Source organism: Candidatus Micrarchaeia archaeon, from assembly GCA_041653315.1.
Lineage (GTDB): Archaea > Micrarchaeota > Micrarchaeia > Anstonellales > JAHKLY01 > JAHKLY01.
Map to the genome: position 1 here is coordinate 1 of JBAZFO010000001.1, position 21414 is coordinate 21414.

General features: G+C 25.7%; 20 protein-coding genes and 1 rRNA gene. 12 read left to right on the plus strand and 9 right to left on the minus strand.

Annotation, left to right across the window (positions count from 1 at the left end; all coding sequences use genetic code 11):
• The coding region (locus WC356_00005) for a DUF2070 family protein (protein MFA5381528.1) at positions 1 to 871 on the plus strand (871 nt) is incomplete at its 5' end.
• Positions 868 to 1998 carry a glycosyltransferase gene (locus WC356_00010; protein ID MFA5381529.1) on the plus strand — a complete coding sequence of 377 codons (1131 nt, stop codon included), beginning with the start codon at positions 868 to 870 and terminating at the stop codon, positions 1996 to 1998. The genes WC356_00005 and WC356_00010, both read left to right, overlap by 4 nt.
• Positions 1999 to 2000: 2 nt before the next feature.
• Here the strand turns inward: WC356_00010 and WC356_00015 are convergent, their stop codons facing one another.
• From WC356_00015 to WC356_00040, 6 genes are all read right to left on the minus strand, one after another.
• Positions 2001 to 4508, minus strand: coding sequence for a hypothetical protein (locus WC356_00015; protein ID MFA5381530.1), 2508 nt, complete (start codon positions 4506 to 4508; stop codon positions 2001 to 2003).
• A gap of 1 nt (position 4509) precedes the next feature.
• On the minus strand, positions 4510 to 5274 hold the full coding sequence (locus tag WC356_00020) for a hypothetical protein (protein MFA5381531.1): 765 nt from the start codon (positions 5272 to 5274) through the stop codon (positions 4510 to 4512).
• A gap of 4 nt (positions 5275 to 5278) precedes the next feature.
• On the minus strand, positions 5279 to 5701 hold the full coding sequence (locus tag WC356_00025) for a hypothetical protein (protein ID MFA5381532.1): 423 nt from the start codon (positions 5699 to 5701) through the stop codon (positions 5279 to 5281).
• A 10-nt stretch (positions 5702 to 5711) separates the two neighbouring features.
• Positions 5712 to 7286 (minus strand): ATP-binding protein, encoded by a 1575-nt coding sequence (locus tag WC356_00030; GenBank protein ID MFA5381533.1) that lies wholly within the window; start codon positions 7284 to 7286, stop codon positions 5712 to 5714.
• A 15-nt stretch (positions 7287 to 7301) separates the two neighbouring features.
• Positions 7302 to 8111: a hypothetical protein gene (locus WC356_00035; protein MFA5381534.1), complete on the minus strand. Its 810-nt coding sequence runs from the start codon at positions 8109 to 8111 to the stop codon at positions 7302 to 7304.
• A gap of 73 nt (positions 8112 to 8184) precedes the next feature.
• A complete protein-coding gene (locus WC356_00040; protein ID MFA5381535.1) occupies positions 8185 to 8568 on the minus strand; it encodes a hypothetical protein in 384 nt (127 codons plus the stop codon).
• Positions 8569 to 8621: 53 nt separating this feature from the next.
• Here WC356_00040 and rrf point away from each other — a divergent pair.
• The 4 genes from rrf to WC356_00060 all read left to right on the plus strand — a co-directional run bounded on the left by rrf (position 8622) and on the right by WC356_00060 (position 11931).
• Positions 8622 to 8735, plus strand: a 5S ribosomal RNA gene (gene rrf, locus WC356_00045).
• 58 nt (positions 8736 to 8793) lie between these two features.
• The gene (locus WC356_00050; protein MFA5381536.1) at positions 8794 to 9753 is read left to right on the plus strand and encodes a glycosyltransferase 4 family protein; all 960 of its coding nucleotides are present in this window, start codon (positions 8794 to 8796) and stop codon (positions 9751 to 9753) included.
• Positions 9754 to 9766: 13 nt separating this feature from the next.
• Complete coding sequence (locus tag WC356_00055; GenBank protein MFA5381537.1) at positions 9767 to 11311, plus strand: oligosaccharide flippase family protein; 1545 nt, start codon at positions 9767 to 9769, stop codon at positions 11309 to 11311.
• Between the two features lie 11 nt (positions 11312 to 11322).
• The gene (locus tag WC356_00060) at positions 11323 to 11931 is read left to right on the plus strand and encodes a class I SAM-dependent methyltransferase (GenBank protein ID MFA5381538.1); all 609 of its coding nucleotides are present in this window, start codon (positions 11323 to 11325) and stop codon (positions 11929 to 11931) included.
• A gap of 76 nt (positions 11932 to 12007) precedes the next feature.
• On the opposite strand, the gene wecB is transcribed toward WC356_00060, so the two are convergent.
• Positions 12008 to 13114 (minus strand): UDP-N-acetylglucosamine 2-epimerase (non-hydrolyzing), encoded by a 1107-nt coding sequence (gene wecB, locus WC356_00065; GenBank protein ID MFA5381539.1) that lies wholly within the window; start codon positions 13112 to 13114, stop codon positions 12008 to 12010.
• A complete protein-coding gene (locus WC356_00070) occupies positions 13111 to 13779 on the minus strand; it encodes a class I SAM-dependent methyltransferase (protein ID MFA5381540.1) in 669 nt (222 codons plus the stop codon). The genes wecB and WC356_00070 overlap by 4 nt, the downstream gene beginning before the upstream one ends.
• A gap of 96 nt (positions 13780 to 13875) precedes the next feature.
• On the opposite strand from WC356_00070, the gene WC356_00075 reads away from it, so the two are divergent.
• Positions 13876 to 15030, plus strand: a complete 1155-nt coding sequence (locus WC356_00075; protein MFA5381541.1) for a glycosyltransferase — start codon at positions 13876 to 13878, stop codon at positions 15028 to 15030.
• Here WC356_00075 and WC356_00080 read toward each other — a convergent pair.
• On the minus strand, positions 15017 to 18001 hold the full coding sequence (locus WC356_00080; GenBank protein MFA5381542.1) for an STT3 domain-containing protein: 2985 nt from the start codon (positions 17999 to 18001) through the stop codon (positions 15017 to 15019). The two genes, WC356_00075 and WC356_00080, sit on opposite strands and share 14 nt — an antisense overlap.
• A 292-nt stretch (positions 18002 to 18293) precedes the next feature.
• On the opposite strand from WC356_00080, the gene WC356_00085 reads away from it, so the two are divergent.
• From WC356_00085 to WC356_00105, 5 genes are all read left to right on the plus strand, one after another.
• Positions 18294 to 18518: a hypothetical protein gene (locus WC356_00085; GenBank protein ID MFA5381543.1), complete on the plus strand. Its 225-nt coding sequence runs from the start codon at positions 18294 to 18296 to the stop codon at positions 18516 to 18518.
• A 291-nt stretch (positions 18519 to 18809) separates the two neighbouring features.
• Positions 18810 to 18980, plus strand: a complete 171-nt coding sequence (locus WC356_00090) for a hypothetical protein (GenBank protein ID MFA5381544.1) — start codon at positions 18810 to 18812, stop codon at positions 18978 to 18980.
• On the plus strand, positions 18977 to 19744 hold the full coding sequence (locus WC356_00095; GenBank protein MFA5381545.1) for a nucleotidyl transferase AbiEii/AbiGii toxin family protein: 768 nt from the start codon (positions 18977 to 18979) through the stop codon (positions 19742 to 19744). The genes WC356_00090 and WC356_00095 overlap by 4 nt, the downstream gene beginning before the upstream one ends.
• A complete protein-coding gene (locus WC356_00100; GenBank protein MFA5381546.1) occupies positions 19737 to 20384 on the plus strand; it encodes a PHP domain-containing protein in 648 nt (215 codons plus the stop codon). Before WC356_00095 ends, WC356_00100 begins: the two co-directional genes overlap by 8 nt.
• Positions 20377 to 21414 carry an NAD(P)/FAD-dependent oxidoreductase gene (locus WC356_00105; protein MFA5381547.1) on the plus strand — a complete coding sequence of 346 codons (1038 nt, stop codon included), beginning with the start codon at positions 20377 to 20379 and terminating at the stop codon, positions 21412 to 21414. Before WC356_00100 ends, WC356_00105 begins: the two co-directional genes overlap by 8 nt.

Genomic DNA, 21414 nt, shown 5'->3' on the forward strand with positions numbered 1-21414 from the left:
CCATGATTTTAATCCAGTTGCATCAGATGAACTTTCTAAAATAATAAATGCAATAAAAAATGGAATAAACAACATGAAACTAAAACCAGTAAAAGCTCAATTAAAATACTGCTCTTATAAAAGTTGTATTTGTCATTCAATAGAAATAGAAAATAATGCATTTATTGGATTAAGCAGGGCACCAGAAACAACAGAAGATATCGAATATAGTATTGGATTATCTTTAATAAATAAAGCAGAACAATTCACTAAAAATGCGATTATTTTTGATGAGCATAATTCTGAAACTGGAAAAGTAGAATATGTAATATCTGGAAGCCCTTATTATAATGAATTTGCAAGTCTAATAGAACAGTGCTTTTCAAAAAAAGAGATTAAACAGGAATTAAATATTGGCACTGCACAAGAAGAAATTAATATAAACAATATTGGTAAGGCAGGAATAAAAATAGCTGTCATAAAAGCAAAAAAAACAATGATATTAATTATATTAGATAGTAATGGAATAACTCCGAATGCTAGAGATACTTTATTAAATAATTTAAAAAGAAAAAATACAATTATTGAAATAATAACTACAGATACCCATGAAATAAATAATGTACGGGGGGTATTAAATCCAATTACAAATATAGAAGTAGAAAAAATAACTCCCTTAATAAAAAATATGATAAAAAAAGCAGAAAATAATTTAGAAAAAGTAAATGGAGATATGGTAAAAATTCCATTTAGTATTAATGTATTTGGAACAATGCACACTTCAGAATTGATTTCAACTATTAATGCAATTGTTGCTATAGCAAAAATTGCCTTGCCATTTATATTAATAACAACTATTATAATCATTTTATGGGGGTTGACATTAATATGAAAATAGCCTTTTTTACAGATACATATTTACCAAATGTAGATGGGGTTGTTTTTGCAATTGAATCATATAGAGAAGAATTTGAAAAAAAAGGACATGAGGTATATATATTTTGTCCAGGAACTAAAGAAGATAAGAAAAAAAATAAAAATCCAAGAGTATTTTATTGTACAAGCACAGAATTCAAACCATATCCAGATTATAAAATAGCATTATTTCCATTCACTTCTATTACAAAAATTAAAAAATTAAAAATAGATATAATTCATTCCCATGCATTAGCAACAATGGGATTAGCAGCAGGAATAATTGCTAAAACCTTAGGAATTCCAAGTGTAGCTACATATCATACAATGGTTTCTGATGCAACCCATTATATTAGTGATAAAAAAATAATTGAAGGGATAACAAAAAAAACAATTTGGAAATATTGCAAATGGTATTATAAATTATTTAACAAAACAACTACCCCAAGCAATTATATGAAACAAATTCTCAAAAAAAATGGGATAGACGCAGAAACATACCCAAATGGTATTAATACTCAAATATTTAATTATAAAAACCCATCAAAAATAAAGAAAAAATTAAAGTTAGAAAAAAACATAATTGGATTTCATGTCGGAAGATTAGTTAAAGAAAAAAATATTAATCTAATAATTGATTCTGCTAAACTGATTGAAAAAAATATCCCAAATGTCAAATTTGTTTTTGCTGGGGGTGGACCAGCTAAAGAATATTATATTAAAAGAGTTAAAGAAAAAAGAGTAGAACATCTATTCTTATTTCTAGGAATGATAAAACAAAAAGATCTTCCAGAACTTTATTCGATGGCAGATGTTTATATGTTCCCTTCTAAATTCGATACACAAGGATTAGTTGCCTTGGAAGCAATGGCTTGTGGTGCACCAATTATTGGGATTAAAAACTCTGCAGTAGAACCCATGATAGTCTCTGGAAAAAATGGATATTTATTTAATGATACTCCAAAATCATTTGCTTTATCATTTGAAAAAGCTTTAAAATTTAAAAAACCATTGAAAGATTCAAGAAAAATAGCCGAAGAGTATTCAAAAGAAAAAATGGCAGAAAAAATGCTTAATTTATATAAGGAATTATTAAAAAAATAATTTTATCTTGCTTTTGCAATTTTTATAAATTTAACTAAATCTTCTAATGTATACAAAAATATATTGCCATTACTTAATTCTAATTTAAATGACACTATACTTGGATTTGAAGAGGCAAGATCATTTTCAAATTCTTTCATTTGATTTTTAGAATCAAATAAAATTATTGTTTGTCCTTTAATTACTGTTTTCAATGCTTTAAAAATAATATTTTTATCTGAAAATATATGAAGATACACTTTTTCACCACTAACTTCAATAAAAACATCACAATCTTTTGACTTGTTTAAATCTGTAAATGAAATCACATTTTCTAAAAATATATTTCTTAATCTTCTAAACATTACTAAATGTTCGAGCTCATTTCCAGATTCTTTTTCCCAAGAACTCAATATATAATAATGATGCCTTTCTTTTACAAGTCCCCTAACAATTAATTTATCTAATAATAATTCAAGATTATATTCTCCAATGATTATATTTCTGCCGCGTATTGAAATTTTTGAAAATCCAGTTTTTAATTCTTCCAAAGATAAAGGCATAAAATTCCATGAATAATTTTTATTAACTTTTTCAAATATATCCAAAACATCTTTTTCTTTCATAGTTACTTTTGTTGAAGAAACAGGTGGAAAATCTGGAATATCTAAAGAAAACATTTGTTTTTCAGGCCTTTTAACATAAAAAGCAATAATTACTGCAATAATGGTTATTATTAATAATGAAAGATTTAATGGGTTTTCAATTATCTGCATAAATGGATTTGTAGCATTATTTTTAATTTTAATCTCTTTTAATACTCCCTCACCAAAATCAAAAGTAAAAGTATTTTCCCCATTTGGAAGACCTTGATAATTAGTTAATGCTATTTCTTCTCCTTTATTAAATACCCCAACTTCCTTTCCATTTATACTTACTTTTACACTATCATATCTTACTTGATTGCCATTCTCATCAACTATCCTAAATTTAAAATTACCTTTATTAAAATCTGATCTTAAAACTTCATCTATTTTTATATCTTTAATATCTAAAAGATATTTTGCATATGTCTTTCCCTCTTCAATTGTAATTAAATAATTACCAGGTTCAAAATCAGGAGAAAATGACCTTGAAATAACAATATCACTAAATGTTGATCCTAAATTTTCAGATTTTAAAAGAGTATTTCCAGAATAGATTAACATATTTGGATTTATATTAACTTTGTCTTGTTCTTTAAAAGTAAATAACATGAATATATTATTTTTTGTTATTTTATAAGAATGGATAGGCCAAGTATCTACTGATATGGTTCCTAAGGTTGATTTAGATATTTTAGATACTTCTACTTGATTTGTTAACCCCTCATTCTCTCCCTCCGCAATGAATTTAATTTTAACATAATTGGCGTTTTCTTTAAATGGATTTGAAAATAAAGAGATAGTATCACTATTTGTAGATAAATTTATTTCCTTAGAAGTTATTGGTTTATGCCAAGAACTTTGTGATATAATTTTAGTAATGTCTTCTGCAGCTAAGGTTCCATTAACCCAACCATCATCTAGATATTGAGGAATAAATAAAATAAATCCTTCTCCAATTTTAAATGAGGAAACTGCTCCAAAAAGAATATCTGACTCTACTCTTTGGTAAGTAACTTTATATCTTGGGCTTTGCAGATTCAAACCAGAAGAAACTAACTTATCTCCTTGTTTAAGCGCTTCATTAAGAATAAAATTAAAATTAAGTGTATTTTGGTCCTCAATTGAAATAAGAGTTCCATCATAATCTAATGCTTGATTAAATGGATATCCAATATATATAATAACATTCTTTTTTTCAATTAAATCAATTAGTGTTTTATCTCCAATTATCAAATCCCTTGGTATATGTCCAGTTGGAATTAATATTATTGATGACTCTGGAAGATTAAACAATTCTTCTTTCGTTTTTTCATTAAAAGTATATCCTTCTTTTATTAACTTATCCCTTAAAGCTTCTTTAAAATTTTCAAATTCTGAAGATCTTGGTTCATACTTCTCAGATTTTAATAAATAAACTGTTTTTGAATCTAAATCTCTATAAACATCTATTTTTGCTTTAAGTGAATTTGCATTCTCTATTTGATAATCAATTATAAAATAAGCAACCAATTCATTCTGTCCATAACTAACAATATCTGTATTTTTTTCATAAATAGAAAAATGTAAGTAAGGATTTACTGGCTCTTTTTCTTTTTGTTGGGTTTGTGAAGAAGAAGATAAAACAACAAATATTATGGCTGCTAAAATTAAAATAAATAAACCAATAAAAATAATCTTTTTTGAGATAATTGTAGATTTAACTCCTTCTGTTTTTTTACTTTTTAAAAAAGAAAAACTATTGTTTGAATCTTTTTCGTATTTCTTTTTAACAGATAAATGTTTTGAATTACTAAATTTCTTTCTTATATTAAAGACAAAATGATCCTTTTTAAATTTAGAATTTTTGGTTGCATCTGAATCTTCTGTCTTTTTTTTATTAACCATATTAATCCCTTGGTTCTAAAAATCCTTTCATAATCATTTTATTCAATAATAATTCAACTCTACTTTCTGGAACTTCATAAACTCTAGAAAATTCTGTTATATCAATTTTTCCTAAATGCTCTGAAATCCATTCTTGTAATCTAACAGCTAATACATCATCTGAAATAGTCTCATATTTCTGTAGTTTTATCTCTAAATCCTCTATTTTTGTTTTTAATTCATAATTTTCTCTAGATAATAAATCATTGGATTCTCTTAAAGTGATATTTTCTTTTTTTAAGTTTTCTTTTTCGTTCTTGAGAAAATCGTGTTCCGCATACATTTTTTCATAATCTAAAGTTACATATTCAGACATATTTTTGATTGCATCTTGAAGTAATTGATATAATTCTTTGATATCTATTAAATAATTCTCTCCTATTAAAGTGATTATATTTAAGAAATAACTAAGAACATCTAATCTTCTTTTTTTAGGGCTCATTCCAACAATACAACTGTATAAAACTTTTATTGAATTTTTATCAAAATAAATTACAGAAAAAAGATATGGATTTTTTTTAATATCTCTACTTTCAACGTTTATAGCTACTAACCCTTCATTTCTTTCTGCAATTTGTAAGAAAGTAAGCTGAGATAAACTATCGAAAAAAGACTTTTTATTACCTTTAAACTTCCCATTGATTTCAAATCCATCAACTGTTGCTTCTTTTAAAATTTTTTCTTCTTTTGCAGGCAGTACTTTTTTCTTTTTATCTCCTAAAATCATCTACTCACCTTTTTTTCTTTTTTTTATTTTTTAAATTTTTTTTAATTATTGTTTTTTTCTTAGGACTATCTTCTTCTAACTTTGGGATATATCTTACTATCCCAACTAATGCTAATAACACAATTATTAATAGAATTGACAGACCAATACTTCTCAAGATATAAAATATATCTCCCCCAACTAAAATGGAAGGCACAATTAATAAAAGAGCTAATATAATACCTATAACTGTCCAAATAAGCATAGTTTTTTCAAATCCATTTCTTCTTTTAGTATATTCTTCTAAACAAGAGCTACATATAACTAACGTATTGCCTCTTGAAATTCCAAAAAAAGTTTTTATTTTTCTTATTATTTTAATAACATGACCTTCTTTTATTTTTGATCCTTCTTTTTCTTTTTCACAAATTAAACAAATTCCTTTCATAAATTCACCTCTATTCCTCTAAAATTACCTGCATTATTTCACTTTCACCAATGCCAAGTTTCTTGAAATCTGCTTTTGAAAAAACATTTATAATTGTACTATCATTCAATCCCAAATCTTTTAAGAAAGAAGTAATATTTCTTCTTGCTAATCCATATCTTTCTAACAAAATAACAAAAGATATAATATCAATATGTCTATTTTTTTGTTCAAATAACCTACTTATGTCTTCGATTTGCAATTCTTCAAGACCATAAGCTCTCATCTTCTTTCTTAACGCTTCTTTTTCAAACGAAACAGTTCTAGCCATATTTTCATCCCTCATTTGCGCTTCAGTAAGCACATTTTTTAAATCTAAGAAATATTCAGAAATTGGATCTTCTCCTAATACTTTATCTACTAAGAAATTTTCAGAAAATCTTACTGCTTGATAAGGTATTAAATTAACTGCACATTGACCAACACCAAATCCTCTAATTTCATTTCTTATATAATCACTGAAATTCAAAGTATTCTGCAGAAAATCTAGATATCTCTCAAATTTTACTCTAAAAATAAATGTTGACCCAACATTAGAAAAAATAGATTCACTTATATCAATTGGATGCTGAGAAGCAACTATTAAACCAAAATTATATTTTCTACCTTCCCTTACAATCATAACTGCGTCACTTGTTTCTTCTTTCGCAATTTTCCATGCTTCATCTAAAACAACTAATAATCTTATTCCTTTTACATCACTCCATCCTGTTGCTCTCATTTTTTCCTTAAGAAATTGTAAGATAGATAAAGCAGCTAATGCCCTAAAAACTTCATCAGGCAATCCAGATAAATCCAACCCAACAAGACCAGATGTAGTTAAATCATCTAAATCAATTGTACTTTGAGTAGAAAAATAATCATCACCTTGCCTAGTGAATTTTTTAATTCTATAAATAGCATTTTCTAATTCTGCTGGAAATTCATATGTTCCACTTTTTAATTGTTTTTCCAAAAGTCTTTGAACATCTTTTAAAGTTGGTGGAATTAGTGGTTTTCCTAAATTATCTCTTTGAATTTTATTATCCATCTTAAAATCAGCTTGTTTATATGCTTTTTCAATTGCCATTTCTGTCAATCGTTTTTGCTCTGGATAAGATTCAATATCTGTTAAAATTCCTAATGTTCTTATAATTTGTTTTACTCTATCATTAGGCCTCATTCCACCTAGATCTAATAAATTTATTGACGCTCCTTTTCCTAACGCAATTACTGTTCCGCCAGTTTGTTTTACCCAATCTTTATATTCTCCAGCCCAATCAATAATTAACGCATTTGTATTCCATACAAATGAAGCACGAGTTAAAAATGTTTTTATAAAATAAGATTTTCCCGAACCAGTTATTCCAACAACTGCCATATGTGGATTTGTAAGTTTAGCAAAAGACCAGCTAAATGGTATATGAAATATCTTAGTTTTGCCAACAAAAATTGAATTTCCTGGATCATTCATTAAAAATTCTGCTGGGGGCTCTGGAGGTCTAACAAAAATGTTTCTTTTACTTAATGTAACATTTGAAACGTCTGTTAATTTTAATCTTCCCATTATTACAACACCTAATTAAATTTGCTCCCTTAATTCTTGAACACTTGGAGGAAGCATGTATTCCCATTCAACACATCTAAGCATTTCATCTCCAGTTAATTCTTCTACTTCACAATTTAAAGCATTTGAAATAGTTGCTTTTAATTCACTTGCTTGTGCTGAAACAGCTGCTTTTGCTGCTTCTTTACTCACACCAGATGCAGTTGTCATTACATATGAAACAGTCGCCATTGGTTTAAATCCTCTTGCTAATTTTTCTATTTCAGAAGTCCACATTGCAACTTCTCGTTCATATCTATCTAATTTCAAAATATCTGGTTCTGGTTTTTCTCTTTCTCTTGAAAGTTTTAATTGTGATTCTGCTTTTTTAGTTTCTATTTTCATTCTGTAATCTCCCATATCCTTAACATAAACCATCATACAAAATTTAGTTACAAATTTAACTGATGAAATCGCTCTTTCAAAATAATTTGAATAAATAACATTTTCTTCTAAAGATTTCTCTGCTGCTGATTCATAAATTCTAACTCCTAAAAATTTAGTCCCATAATATTCATTCCCTACTTTTTTTATTATTACATCTTGACTTGGTGGAACCTCATATCCAGAATCAGTTATCAAAATAATTTTTGAAAATTTAGTTAATAATGGAACAATAAAATATCCATATTTATAAAGTATTAAAGCTCCTATCGCACCAGCACCAGCCAATGCAGCTGCAAAAAAACCAATCATTCCACCAGACATAACTGCCCCAACTGCACCTAATAATCCAATTGCCATACATGCATATGCAAAATTACTAGGTCTCATTATAAATGACATTAAAATTCACCTCTTATGAACATAAATTATAGTTTCTAATACGAATGAGAGGTTTTTAAATATTTGTTATATTTTACTCTTTCTTTGGAAAAGCTTGATTATATCTTTCTAATAAATCTTGCCTGCTTTCTTCATCTACTTTTAAATATTCCATAATTCTTTTCCAAAACATATCATTTAATTCCTTCCTAGAATATTTCTTGTTATTTCCTTTTTCTAAAAGATTTAAAACAATTACTCCTGCTTCATGATATTTATTAAAATATAAAAAATCATCTAAAATCTCTTCTTCTGTTAGTTCTTTTTCTTGTAATTTTTCTTCCACTTTAGGAAGAGGAATATCAATAAAACCTCGAGATTCAGAAATACTTTTTTTTTGAAAAATAGATGAATCTAAACTACTAAATGGTAATGAGGTAGCTAAAGCTAATAAAAATAATTTCTGTTTAAATTTCATGAGTATTTAACATAACCGAAAGTTATTTAAAGAGATGTGGGTATTAAAAGTATGTTAACGATCATAGGAGAGGGGAAACACCTGTTCCCTTACCGAACACAGAAGTTAAGCTCTCTCACGGTGCTGCCTGTACTGCCATCCGGCGGGAAAGCACACTGTTGTTAACATCAATAAATTATCTTTTTTTATGTAAGGTTTTAAAATATTAATATTTCTATGTTATTTATGTTATTTGCTTTATTAGCAGTTTTTTTAACTGCATTTATAATTACTTTACTTGTTTCTCCCAGTATTATTAATAAAGAGATTGATGCAGGTATTGTAGGAAAAGACATGCATAAATCAGGAAATGAAAAAGTCGCGAATATGGGGGGTTTTGCTGTTGTTATTGGGGTTGCAGCTGCAATTGTATTAGCTATTGGATTAAGAACATTTTTTCATACTTCAATAAATTTAACAATAACATTAGCAGGATTAGTAACAATTTTATTAATTAATTTGATGGGAATTTTTGATGATTTATTTGAAATGAGACAATTAATTAAAGCTTTACTTCCTTTATTTGCTTCAATTCCTTTGATTGCTATAAGTGCAGGTTATACAATAATGGATGTACCATTTTTTGGGCCTATGGATTTTGGCATAATTTATTTAATTGCTTTAATTCCTTTAGGGGTTGCAGTTGCTTCTAATTTAACAAATATGTTAGCAGGATTTAATGGAAATGAAGTAGGAATGGGAATTGTGATATTTTTAACTTCTTCATATATTGCATTTATGAATAATGAAGTAGAATCATTATTTATTTCAATTGCAATGTTAGGTGCTTTAATTGCTTTTCTTAAATTTAATTGGTATCCAGCAAAAGCATTTCCTGGTGATGTTCTTAATTTAATGATTGGTGGAACATTAGCTGTAGTTGTAATAATAGGAAATTTTGAAAAAATTGGGTTTATTTTAATGATTCCTTATATTATTGATTGGTTTATTAAAGCTAAAAATAGATTTCCTAAATCATTTGCTGTTTATAATTCGTCAGATGGAAAATTATATGCTCCTTCTGGAAAAACAAGAGGTTTAGCAGATTTACTTTTAAGAATTTCTGGAGGAATGAAAGAAACACATTTAACTTTAACACTAATATTTATAGAAATTATATTTGCAGTAATTGCATTATTAATTTAAAGGAAGAATTTATATGGTTCAAGATGAAGAAGAAAAATTAGATGTAGCTAAAACAGCAGCTAAAGGCGGAATTATAAATGTTATTTCAAGTTCATTAACAAAAATATTAGGTATTTTATTTTATTTTTTAATCTTAAGATTACTTCCTCCAGAAGAAGCTGGAATATTTTTTATAGGGTTTGCAATATTTGGATTCTCTCATGTAATATCAGGAATTGGCATTCCTATAAGTATCAATAGATTTATTCCATTATATTTAGGAAAGAACAAAGAAGAGTTAGTTGCACCTTTATTCAAAAAATTGGGTATTTATCTTTTAATTATTTCTCTAATTATTTGTTTTGGTTTAATAGTTTTTTCTCAACAAATCGCAGATTTATATGGGGAACCTGCTTTAAATTCATTAATTATTTTAGTAGCAATTACTACGCCTTTTATGATGTTTTTTGATTTTTTCTGTGGATTTTTAAGAGGAATAAAACATTTTGTTTCATTTGCTTTGATTGCTTCTTTTAAAAATATTATTCAATTTATTGTATTATTTACTTTAATATTTTTAATATCAAAAAATGCATATAATTCTTTTATTTCTATAACACTTTCAACAGCATTAAGTACAATAATAATTGGAATTTGGGCAATTATGCAATATAATAAATTTCCAAAAGGCGAAAAAATTGAAAATAAAGAAATGAAAGGAATTTTTTCTTATGGAATCCCTATGTATATCTCTTCCCTAGGCACATATTTAAGTAATTGGACAGATACTTTAACATTGGGATTTTATTTAACAAGTCCAATAGTCGCTGCATATAATGCAATTGCATTAATTGCGAGAAATATTGGTCCTGTAGTTTCAATGCCTTTATCTCAAATCATACAACCTATGTTTGCAAATTTACATGGAAAAGGAGAAAAATCAGAAGAAAATTTTTTAGATTTAGCACGATACTATGGAAAATGGGCTTTAATTTTAGGTTTGCCTGTTCTTATTGTATTTACTATTTTATCATATCAAATAATGCATATTGTTTTTCCTCAATATGAATCTTATCATTGGTTATTATGGATAATGGGGCCTACATTTTTTATGACCTTAGTTGGCGCACCATATAGAGACGCTTTATGGGCTATTGGGCGCTCAGATATTTTTATGGCTTCATCTTTAATTATTGTTATACCAAATTTAGCGCTTAATATAATTTTAATACCAATTTATGGTGTTCTAGGCGCAGCAGTAGCAAGTTCAGCAACATATATAATTTCTCAAAGTTTATTTATCTACTACGGCTATAAGCGCGCAAAGGTAAGACCGCATGAATCAGTTCCTAAAATCTTTTTAATTGCTATATTAAGCGCGCTTGTGTTATTTTCCTATGCGCGCTATGCACAGGCAACATGGGAATTACCTAATGATTTATTATCTGGCTTTATATATTTAATAAAAATAATCGCACCATATTTGATTTTATATGTTGCGCTTTTATATTTTGTGATAGGTATTAATAATATTGAAAAAAAACTAATATTTGGGATGATAAAAAGAATAAAAAAATAAATGGTGATTAAATGGGAATAATAGAATATATAAAAAAAATAAGAAAAAAAATTATTATAGAAAAAGAAGATAAAGTAGCCTTTAATTTGTTTAATAATTGCGGAAAAATACTAGATGTAGGGACTGGAAATTGTGAATTTATTTCTTTAGATCCAAAGAGAATAGAAGGTATCGACATAAAACCAGAATATGGAAGAGAACGGGGATTTAATATAAAAAAAGGTAGCTGTTTAAAATTACCTTATAAAGATAAAAGTTTTGATGGTGTTCACTGTTCTCATGTTATTGAACATCTAACTCCAAAAGAATTAAGTATCTGTTTAAGCGAATTTGACAGAATTTTAAAAATTGGTGGTATTTTGACAATCCGTTCTCCCTTATTTAATCAAAAATTTTATTTAACTCCAGACCATATACGCCCCTACCCCCCTAACTCTCTTGAGTTAATATTATGTAATAACACAGGTCTTCCTTTTTATTTTAATTTACAAAAATATAAAACAATAAAAATACGTTATCGTTTAGATTTTGGGGATTTTAGATTTTGGGAAACAGGATACATTGGATTACCAATTTTATTTAGTGGATATTTAATATCTTTTGAAAAAATAAAACAATAATCTACTAAATTAATAAAATAAATAAACACATAATGGTCTTTAATTAAATTATAAAAGAGATTTTTGTTATGGCAAATTAAATACTCTTTAATACGTTGATAATTCTTCTACTAGTTTTTCCTTCCCAATATCTTGGTATTGTTCCTTTTTTTATATTTCCATTTATTATTTTTATAGACTCTTCAATAATTTTATTTTTATCTAAATAAACCATTGTGTTTGTTCCGATCTTGATTGTAATCGGTCTTTCTGTTTCTGTGCGCATTGTTAAACAAGGTATACTTAAATACGTTGTTTCTTCTTGTATACCCCCAGAATCAGTTAATACAAATTTAGAATTATATACTAAACATAAAAAATCTAGATAACCTAATGATTTTGTTAAAATAATCCCTGGTAATTCAGTATATCTTATAAAACCAAATTTTTCTAGTTGGAATTTTGTTCTTGGGTGAAGAGACCATACAATTTTAATATGGTTTTGAACTTCTTTAATACTTTCTAATAAATTTTTAAGAACCTCTTTATTTTCAATGTTTTCAACTCTATGTAATGTTAAAACACAGTATTCTTTTTTATTTAAATTGAGATTTTCTAAAATTTTACTTTTTTTTGCTTCTGAAAGTTTAAGAACTAATGAATCAATCATTATATTACCAACAAAAAAGATTTTGTTTTGTTGTATTCCTTCTTTTTTAAGATTTACCAACGCATCTTCTTCTGTAACAAAGAGAAAATCAGATATTTTATCAGTATATACTCTATTAAATTCTTCTGGCATTTTTTTATTATTACTTCTTAATCCCGCTTCAACATGAGCAACTTTGATACCAACAAGTTTTGCTACTAAAGCACAATACAAAGTAGATGTAACATCCCCAACAACTACAACCACATCTGGTTTTGTTTTAATATAAAACAGTATTAATCTAGGAAATTCCTTTAAAAAACCAAAAAATTTCCAAATTTTGTTTGTTTGATTCCCATTACTAATATTAAGATTTATCGTTGGTTTTGGAATATCTAAATCTTTAAAAAAATAATCAGACATCTCAATATCACTGTGCTGACCTGTGTGAATTAAAATATATTTAATATCTCTATGCTTTTTAACTTCATTAATTAATGGTGCAATTTTCATAAAATTTGGTCTTGTACCCGCAATTAAACATATTTTTTTCATTGTTGCACCTTTTTTTCCAAAATAAAAAAATAATGGTATGGATTTAACGAATTTCTATATTCCTCTAAAATTATAAAATGTTTTTTAATTGTAGATAGTACCTTTGATTTTGGATAATCTCTTAGTCCCATTTCCCAATAATGTTCTTTTGTATTTGGAGACTTTTTAAAAAGTGGAAGATATACACAAAAACCAAGAAAAGATTTTTTAAAAATTTTTTCTAATCTAGGAAATTTTATATTAAAACTTAGATAAATTGTTGAAAATGGAATAGCTATAATTACATATTTTTTAGAAACTCTTGATAATTCAGATAATGCCTTATCAACATCAAACCAAGGTATATGTTCCAAAATTTCACAAGCAAGAATTAAATCAAAAGAATTCTCTTTTAAAGGTAATTCCCTTATATCTGCAAGGATATCTGGGTATAAATTTCTATTAAAATCACAAGATTTTATATCAAACCCTTCTCGTTTTAAATAATCAAAAACCAATTTATTTCCTATTCCTATCTCTAGGATTTTTTTAACACCTTCTAATTGTTTAGTAAAAAATATCTGATTAAAATAAGAAATAAAACGTGGAAGTGTATCATAATTTTCAAAATAAAATTCTTTAATATACTCTTTTTCCCCTGTTATTGTCTTCTCTTTAGTATCCATACAAAAATATATTTACTAAAGTTTTTAAGTATATGTAAATTTTATTTCTCTTTGTCAGATAAAAAGATTTAAAACTTCAGAGGATGTATTTTATATATGAAAATTTTGGTTTTAGCATATCATTTTCCACCAATTGTCGCTTCAGTTAATCGTACCTTAAATATAGTAAATGAGTTATCTAAAAAACATGAGGTAATAGTTATAAGTGCTAAGAAAACAAATTTAGATTATGTTGATGAAACTATTAAAATTCCAAATGAGATACAAGTTATGAGAACATTTAATAAAAATAATTCTATTACTCAAATTTTAACTAGAATAATAAAAATTCTTCCAGATGGAGAATTATGGTCAATATTTGTAGGAAAAGAAGTAGAAAGAATATGTAATGAATTTAAACCAGATATAATCTATTCTTCAATTAAACCAGGGTATATTAGTATTATATCATATAATATATTTAAAAAAATGCATATTCCATATATTTTAGACTATCGTGATCCTTGGGAACCTCCGCATTTATTTAAAAAAATGCATATAGAAGCACTTCAAAATGCAAAGGCCATTATAACAGTGACAGAAGGATATAAAGATACTATTAAAAAACAATGTAAAAGAACAGATATTAAAGTAATTGAAGGAGGAATATCAATAGAAGAATTAAATAACATAAAATCAAAAAAAAATAATGATAATTTATTTCATATAGTCTATGCAGGGGCTATTACGCCAAGACATAAAATTGATATATTATTAGATTCAGTTGGTACTTTATCTAAAAATGATAAAAATCAAATTGTTATAGATATCATAGGGAAATCAAGAAGTTTTTATTTCTATTATGAATATCTACTTAAACAAAAAGCAAAAAAATATAAATTAAATATAAATTTCTTTGGCTATTTATCAAAAGACCAAACTTATTCTATGATTAAAAATGCAGATTTAGCATATAATGGACAAGGATTTGTATTTTCAAATGCAATTGGAGGTAAAACGTATGAATACATTGGACTAGAGATTCCATTGCTCATTTTATCAAAAAAAAATAATGAATTATCTAATTTTGTTAAATATAATAATATTGGAATTATTGCATACTCAGAAAAAGAATTAACCAAAAAAATTGAAGAAGTTTTAAATAAAAAAATAAATTTAAAAGAATTTAAAAAGAATGAAAGAAAAATTAAAAAAGACTTTTCATGGGAAAAAATATGTAAAAAATTAGAAAAAATAATTACTTCTTCTTAAATATCTTAACATTTCCATTATCATAAACTTTTTCAAAGCCCTCTAATTCATCTAAAATAAATGCTTTGTAAAGATTTGAATCATAAAAACTTTCTACTCTATTTTCCCAATTGTTTATTGTTATGGTATTATTTTGCGCATCTGTAATTGTATAATTTTCATCCATATAAATAACTGTTGCTTTTAATACTACATCTCCTTTTGTTGAATATATTGTTCCTTGTGGCTGTAATATCCCTCCTTGTATAATTAAATTACCTTCATCATCTTTTTTATCTAAGAAATACATAACTCCTTTTTCAGATATACAATATTTTTTATCTGTTAAATAAGCACGGTATTGTTGAGTGCCTTCTTGGGTTTGAACAACTGTTAAGCCCCCATAATACCCAATTGTTCCTTTTTTATTTTCTTCATATGAAATAGTACAGATTTCAGTTAAATCTGGTTCTGTTGGAAGATATACTTCTTCCCATAGATTATTTTGTTCGCATTCAGATTGGCCTGGATCATTTAATACTGTTGTTTCATTTAAATAAGCACAACCTAAGTAATTTAAAGCCCCATATTTTCCCCCAAAAGAACTTCCACTTAATAATAATTCTGAATCAAATAATGCATATTCAGAACCATAATCTTTCATAGTATTAATAAGATCTGTTTCATTTCCATGTAAATAAGCAAATGCAGTTCTTTCAATCATCTCATGAGAACTATGTTCATTTCTTAAAACAGTATTCCTTTCTCCAAAGAAATTAATCCAGTGTCCATAATCCCACCAAGAGATAATTCTTGTTGAATCCGTATTAGGTGTTTCTTCTGAGATCCATTCCATTGAACTTATCCAATAATCAGCGATTTTAGAACATTTTAAAGAAGCACCAATTTGTCTTGCATTTGAAATAGTTTGATTTCCTAATATTTCTTCTTCAGAAAATATAGAATATAAACAAAGTTGTTGATTATATCTATTATTTATTGATGAATTCCAATGATTTTTATTTAAAACTGCATTACATAAATTTTGATCTCCTGTTTTATCACATAATCTTTCAAATTTTTCCATTAATGCTTCTGGATTATCTTGATATCTTGTTTCTAATGATACAGATAAAACTGATTGCGCCATTGTTGGATTATCTGGTAAAAATGAAAAAAATTCTGAGACAACAAATAAGGATGCAATTATTAAAATTAATAATTTAGCATAATATTTTCCTTCTTTGCTTTTGAAGAATTTATCAAACACTTTACAAATAAAAGCAAAAGTCCAAACAGCAGCAATAACAACTGCTAATGATAAATAAATAGAATATTTTGCTTTATTCAATCCAACATATGAAATTGGAAATATAAATAAAAATAATAAGAAAAATAAACTAATATGTTTTTTTGTCTTAATATTTTCATATAATTCATAAATAAATGCTAATAATGCACCAAATAAAAATATTAATGTAAATCCACCATTTTTAAAAGAAGTCTCTAATAAAGGTAAATCAAACACGTGTTTAAATAAAACATCAAATGCCCTAAATATATAATTTATCCAGCAAAAGAAACTACCTAATGATAAATCTGCTCCTTTTTGACATGAACCAAAATCAGCACCTATTGCACCTAAATAACCTTCAAAAGATATTCCTGCTGATGCTTGTTCTTGAATTGTTTTCCATAAAGGAGAATCATAAGTTGCTTGTCTTAAAAATCCTTCTCCTAATGATTTTAAAATATCTGAAGTAAAAGGCAAAAAGAATAAAATAAAAATTAAAATAAAAATACCAATTGGAATTACTATCCTTTTTAAATTATTTAATTTTACTTTTAATAATGAGTGATATAAAATATAAGAAACCACTAAAGCCCCAATTGATAAAATTGTACCTGTATCTTTTATTCCTTTAACTATATTTCCAAATCTATAATAATTATATAATAAAACAGAGATTAAAATAAATAAAACTAAAATTCCCATTGATTTTATAAATTCATATAATTCATCTTTTTGATTATGTATAAAATATAACATTGATTGTAAAACAAAAAATCCAGCAAATACTAGATAAACAACTGTTAATGAAGTTGCACCTAAAATAACTGTTGAAGCTGCTAATCCTGCTAAAACAAATAATTTCTTTTGTTTCTCTTTAAGAGCTAAAACTAAAGTAGCTAAAAAGAAAAACATTGCAAAAAGAGCCATTGGCTGTGCTTCTGAAACACCAGCAGCCATTTTCATTATTGTTGAAGGTAAAAAAGCCATTAAACCTGCTGCTACTAAACCCCAATTATTTCCAAATTCTTTTTTACAAAACAAATAAGCGCAAAATACTAATAATCCTGCTACTAATGGGGGATAAAATGAACAAATAACAGATAATAAATAATTATCATAAACGCCTCCTTGTGTATATAAGGAATACCAAGAAGCTTCTATAAATTGCAAAACTGGAACAGATCTATGTGAACTTTCAACCAAAGGATACCAAGCAGTAGTATCAGTTAAAGGAACAGAACCTTCCGTTAAAATCTGCTGTGTCCCATACATATACCAATAGGGATCTAATTCTTGATAAATTGGAGAATAAGATTGAACTCTTATAAAGAATGCTAAAAATATAAAAATCAATAAAAGCGCATAACCAATATATTTCCAATAATCTTCTTTAATTTCTTTTATATTTGGCATTTTAAGGTCTTCCCAAGCTTTTTCTTTATAAGTCCAAACAGCGCCTATTATAGTTATAATTAATATTGCGCTTAAAGCAAGCATAAAGGAAAAATCAATTCCTATTAAAGATAATAAAAATAATACAAACGCAGGTAATACCATACCTAAAATAAATCCTAAAAATAATTTTTCTAATAAATTTAAATTAACCTTTTTGAAAAAAGGTAATGCAATTAAAGTGCCTGGAATAAAAGCTGAAAAAAATATTATTAATAATAAACTTATTGGATCAAATGTAAACATATTCTAACCTCCCTTATAAATTACTATTATTCTTAAATTAAACAATATTTATAAATATAACTAAAAACAAGAATATCTTAATAATATAATTGTGGGAGATATTAAAATAATAAAATCCTCCTTTTTTAATTAGAATATCTTATCAAAATAACTCCTTTATGATGGAGATAACTAACAAAATAACTCCTTTATGATGGAGATAATTAGTTTTTATTTAATTTGATTGTTTATCATATACAATTTTGTATATTATAGATAACTATTTTAAACTTTTAGGTTAATAATTAAATATATGAAAATATATAAAATTTATGAAAAACTTAAAAAAAGTAAAAAAGCAGTTTTTACAATTAATGAGATTAGAAAAATCTCTGGAATACCAAATAAAAATACCGTAATTTATGTTAACCGAATGATTGAAAAAAAATTACTAACAAGAATTGAAAGAAACAAATATACCATTTCAGATAATATATTTGTAAATGGTTCACAAATATTTGAACCTTGTTATCTCTAATTTAATTCAGGACTTTATTTACATAAGCAGCTTGATCAAATTATAAATATAGCACAGATAGTTTCTCCCAGAAATAAAAAATCTTTTAACAGTTTTCAATTCATTAAAATAAAACCAAATAATTTTTTTGGATACTCCTGGATAGAATATGAAAATTCTTATATTCTTTTAGGAGATATTGAAAAAATTATTTTAGATATACTATATCTTCCCAAATACTCTAGAATTCAATATGCATTTAATGCAATTGATGAGTGTGATATACCAAAAATATTAAAATATGTAAAAAAAATGGAAAATATAGCAGTTAAAAAAAGGATAGGATATTTATTAGAATTAAAGGGGATAAAAACAAATCTTTATAAAAATTTAAAAAATTGGCATAAATTAAATCCGAATATTAAAAATAAAGGGAAATATAATAAAAAATGGAAAATGTGGATAAATGAGGAGATAAAATGATGACAAAAGAAGAATTAATAGAATTAACTAAAAAAACAAAAATGAAACTTTATCAACAAGAAAAACATTATATGCAAACTATAATCCTCAATGCAATTTATTCAAAAATTGGTAAAGAACTTGTTTTTAAAGGAGGAACTGCATTAATGTTTTTTTATGGAATTGAAAGATTTTCTGAGGATTTAGATTTTACATTAAATGGTGAAATTGATATTAATAAAATAAAAAAAGAAATTATGTTAAAACTAGAATTACTTAATTTTAAACCAGAAATTAAAGATATAAAAACAAAAACAGGAATAAATTTTAGAATAAGTGTTCAAGGGCCTTTATATACTTCTGAAATAAGCAGATGTTATGTAAAAATAGAAATTAGTGATAGACAAGACATAAAATTAAAACCAATTTTAAAAGAAATCTCTCCTTATTATAATGAAATTCCTCCATTTACAGTTTTTATTATGAATCCAGTAGAAATAACAAGTGAAAAAATAAGAGCAATAATAAAAAGAAATTATGCAAGAGATGTTTATGATTTATATTACCTAATAAAAAAAGAGTACAGACCAAAAAAAGAATTAGTTAATATAAAAATGGAATATTATAATGAAAAGTTTGATTTAAAAATATTTAAAAAAGCTCTACAAAATAAAAAAGAAATTTGGAATTCAGAATTAGATTCAATATTATTGAATAATATTCCGTCATTTATTGAATGTAAAAAAACTATTTTAACTAATTTATTTGGGGATGAAAATGATTAAATTAGATTTACATATTCACACTATATATTCAAAAGATTCCTTAAATTCATTAGAAGACATAATAAAAACATGTGAAGAAAAAAATATAATACCTGCAATAACAGACCATGATTCTATAAAAGCAGTAGAAAAAATAAAACAAAAATATCCTAATTTTAGATTTATACCGGGAATTGAAATTAAAACAAAAGAAGGAGAAATAATCGGATTGTTTTGTAGTAAAAAGATAAATCCTGGTTTAACTGCTAAAAAAACTATTGAATTAATACACAAACAAAAAGGATTAGCAATAGCAGTTCATCCATTTTCAAAATATAGGAATGGGTTAAATAATAAAAAATTGATTAAAACGTGTGATATTATAGAAGTATTTAACAGCAGATCAACAAAAGAAGAAAATCAAAAAGCAGAAGAATTTGCAATAAAACACAAAATGATCAAATGTGTTGGAAGTGATGCGCATTTTATATTTGAAATTGGAAATGCTTACCAAGAAATAGAAAATTTTAAAGACTCAAAAGATTTTCTAAAAAAATTAAAAAAAGCTAAATTCTATAAAAAACAATCTCCTATATATGTTCATGGAACTACTACAATAATAAAATATTATAAAAAATTAAGAGGAATAAAAAATGAATGATGTCCACATAATTGGAGCAGGACCAGTAGGATGCTTTTCAGCAATTTACGCATTAAAAAATAATTTAGATATTTTAATTTCTGAAGAGCATAAAGAAATAGGATTACCTGTTAAATGCTCTGGATTAATATCTCAAAAAGCAGTAGATTTTTTATCTAAAGAGATAAATATAAAAAAATGTATAAAAAGAAAATTCACAAAAGCAGAAGTTAATTTTGGAAAAGATAAAATTGAATTAAACGCAAAGCAACCGATGTTTTTAATTGATAGAAAATTATTCGATATTTTATGTGCTGAAAAAGCAGAAAAAGAAGGAGTTAAAATAGAATTAAATAAAAAAATAAAAAACAATTACAAAGCAAACACAATTATTGGTGCAGACGGCCCTTTATCAAATACGGCAGAATATTTTAATTTTCCTAAAATAAATAAATTTATTTCAACACAGCAGGCAATAATAAAAAATAAAAATGAAAATGTAATACAAATATTTTTATCTCAAAAATATATACCTGGATTTTTTGGATGGAGTATACCTCAAAATGAAGAAGAAGAAGAAATAGGATTAGGAATTAGATTACCAAATAATGGTAAAACAGCTATGGATTATTTAAAAAAGAAGCTAAGTATAAAACAAAAATTAAATTTAATTGGTGGATTAATTCCACATGAAATAAGAAAAACTACATATAAAAGAATAGATAAAAAAGAAATAATTTTAGTAGGAGATTCAGCTGGGCAAGTAAAAAGAACCACAGGTGGAGGAATTTACTATGGGTGTTTATGTGCTAAAATAGCTGGTGAAAATATTAATCAATTAAAAACTTATGAAAATACTTGGAGAGAAAAATATGAAAAAGATTTGAAAATGCTTTCATTTATAAGAAGTTTTATGAATATTCAAAATGATTTAACATTAAAAGCAGGGTTAAAGAGTTTTAAAGTTTTGGGAATAGAAAGATTAATAGAAAAACACGGAGACCCAGATTCAATGGAGTCTATAATTAACAGTATAATAAAGAGGAATTAA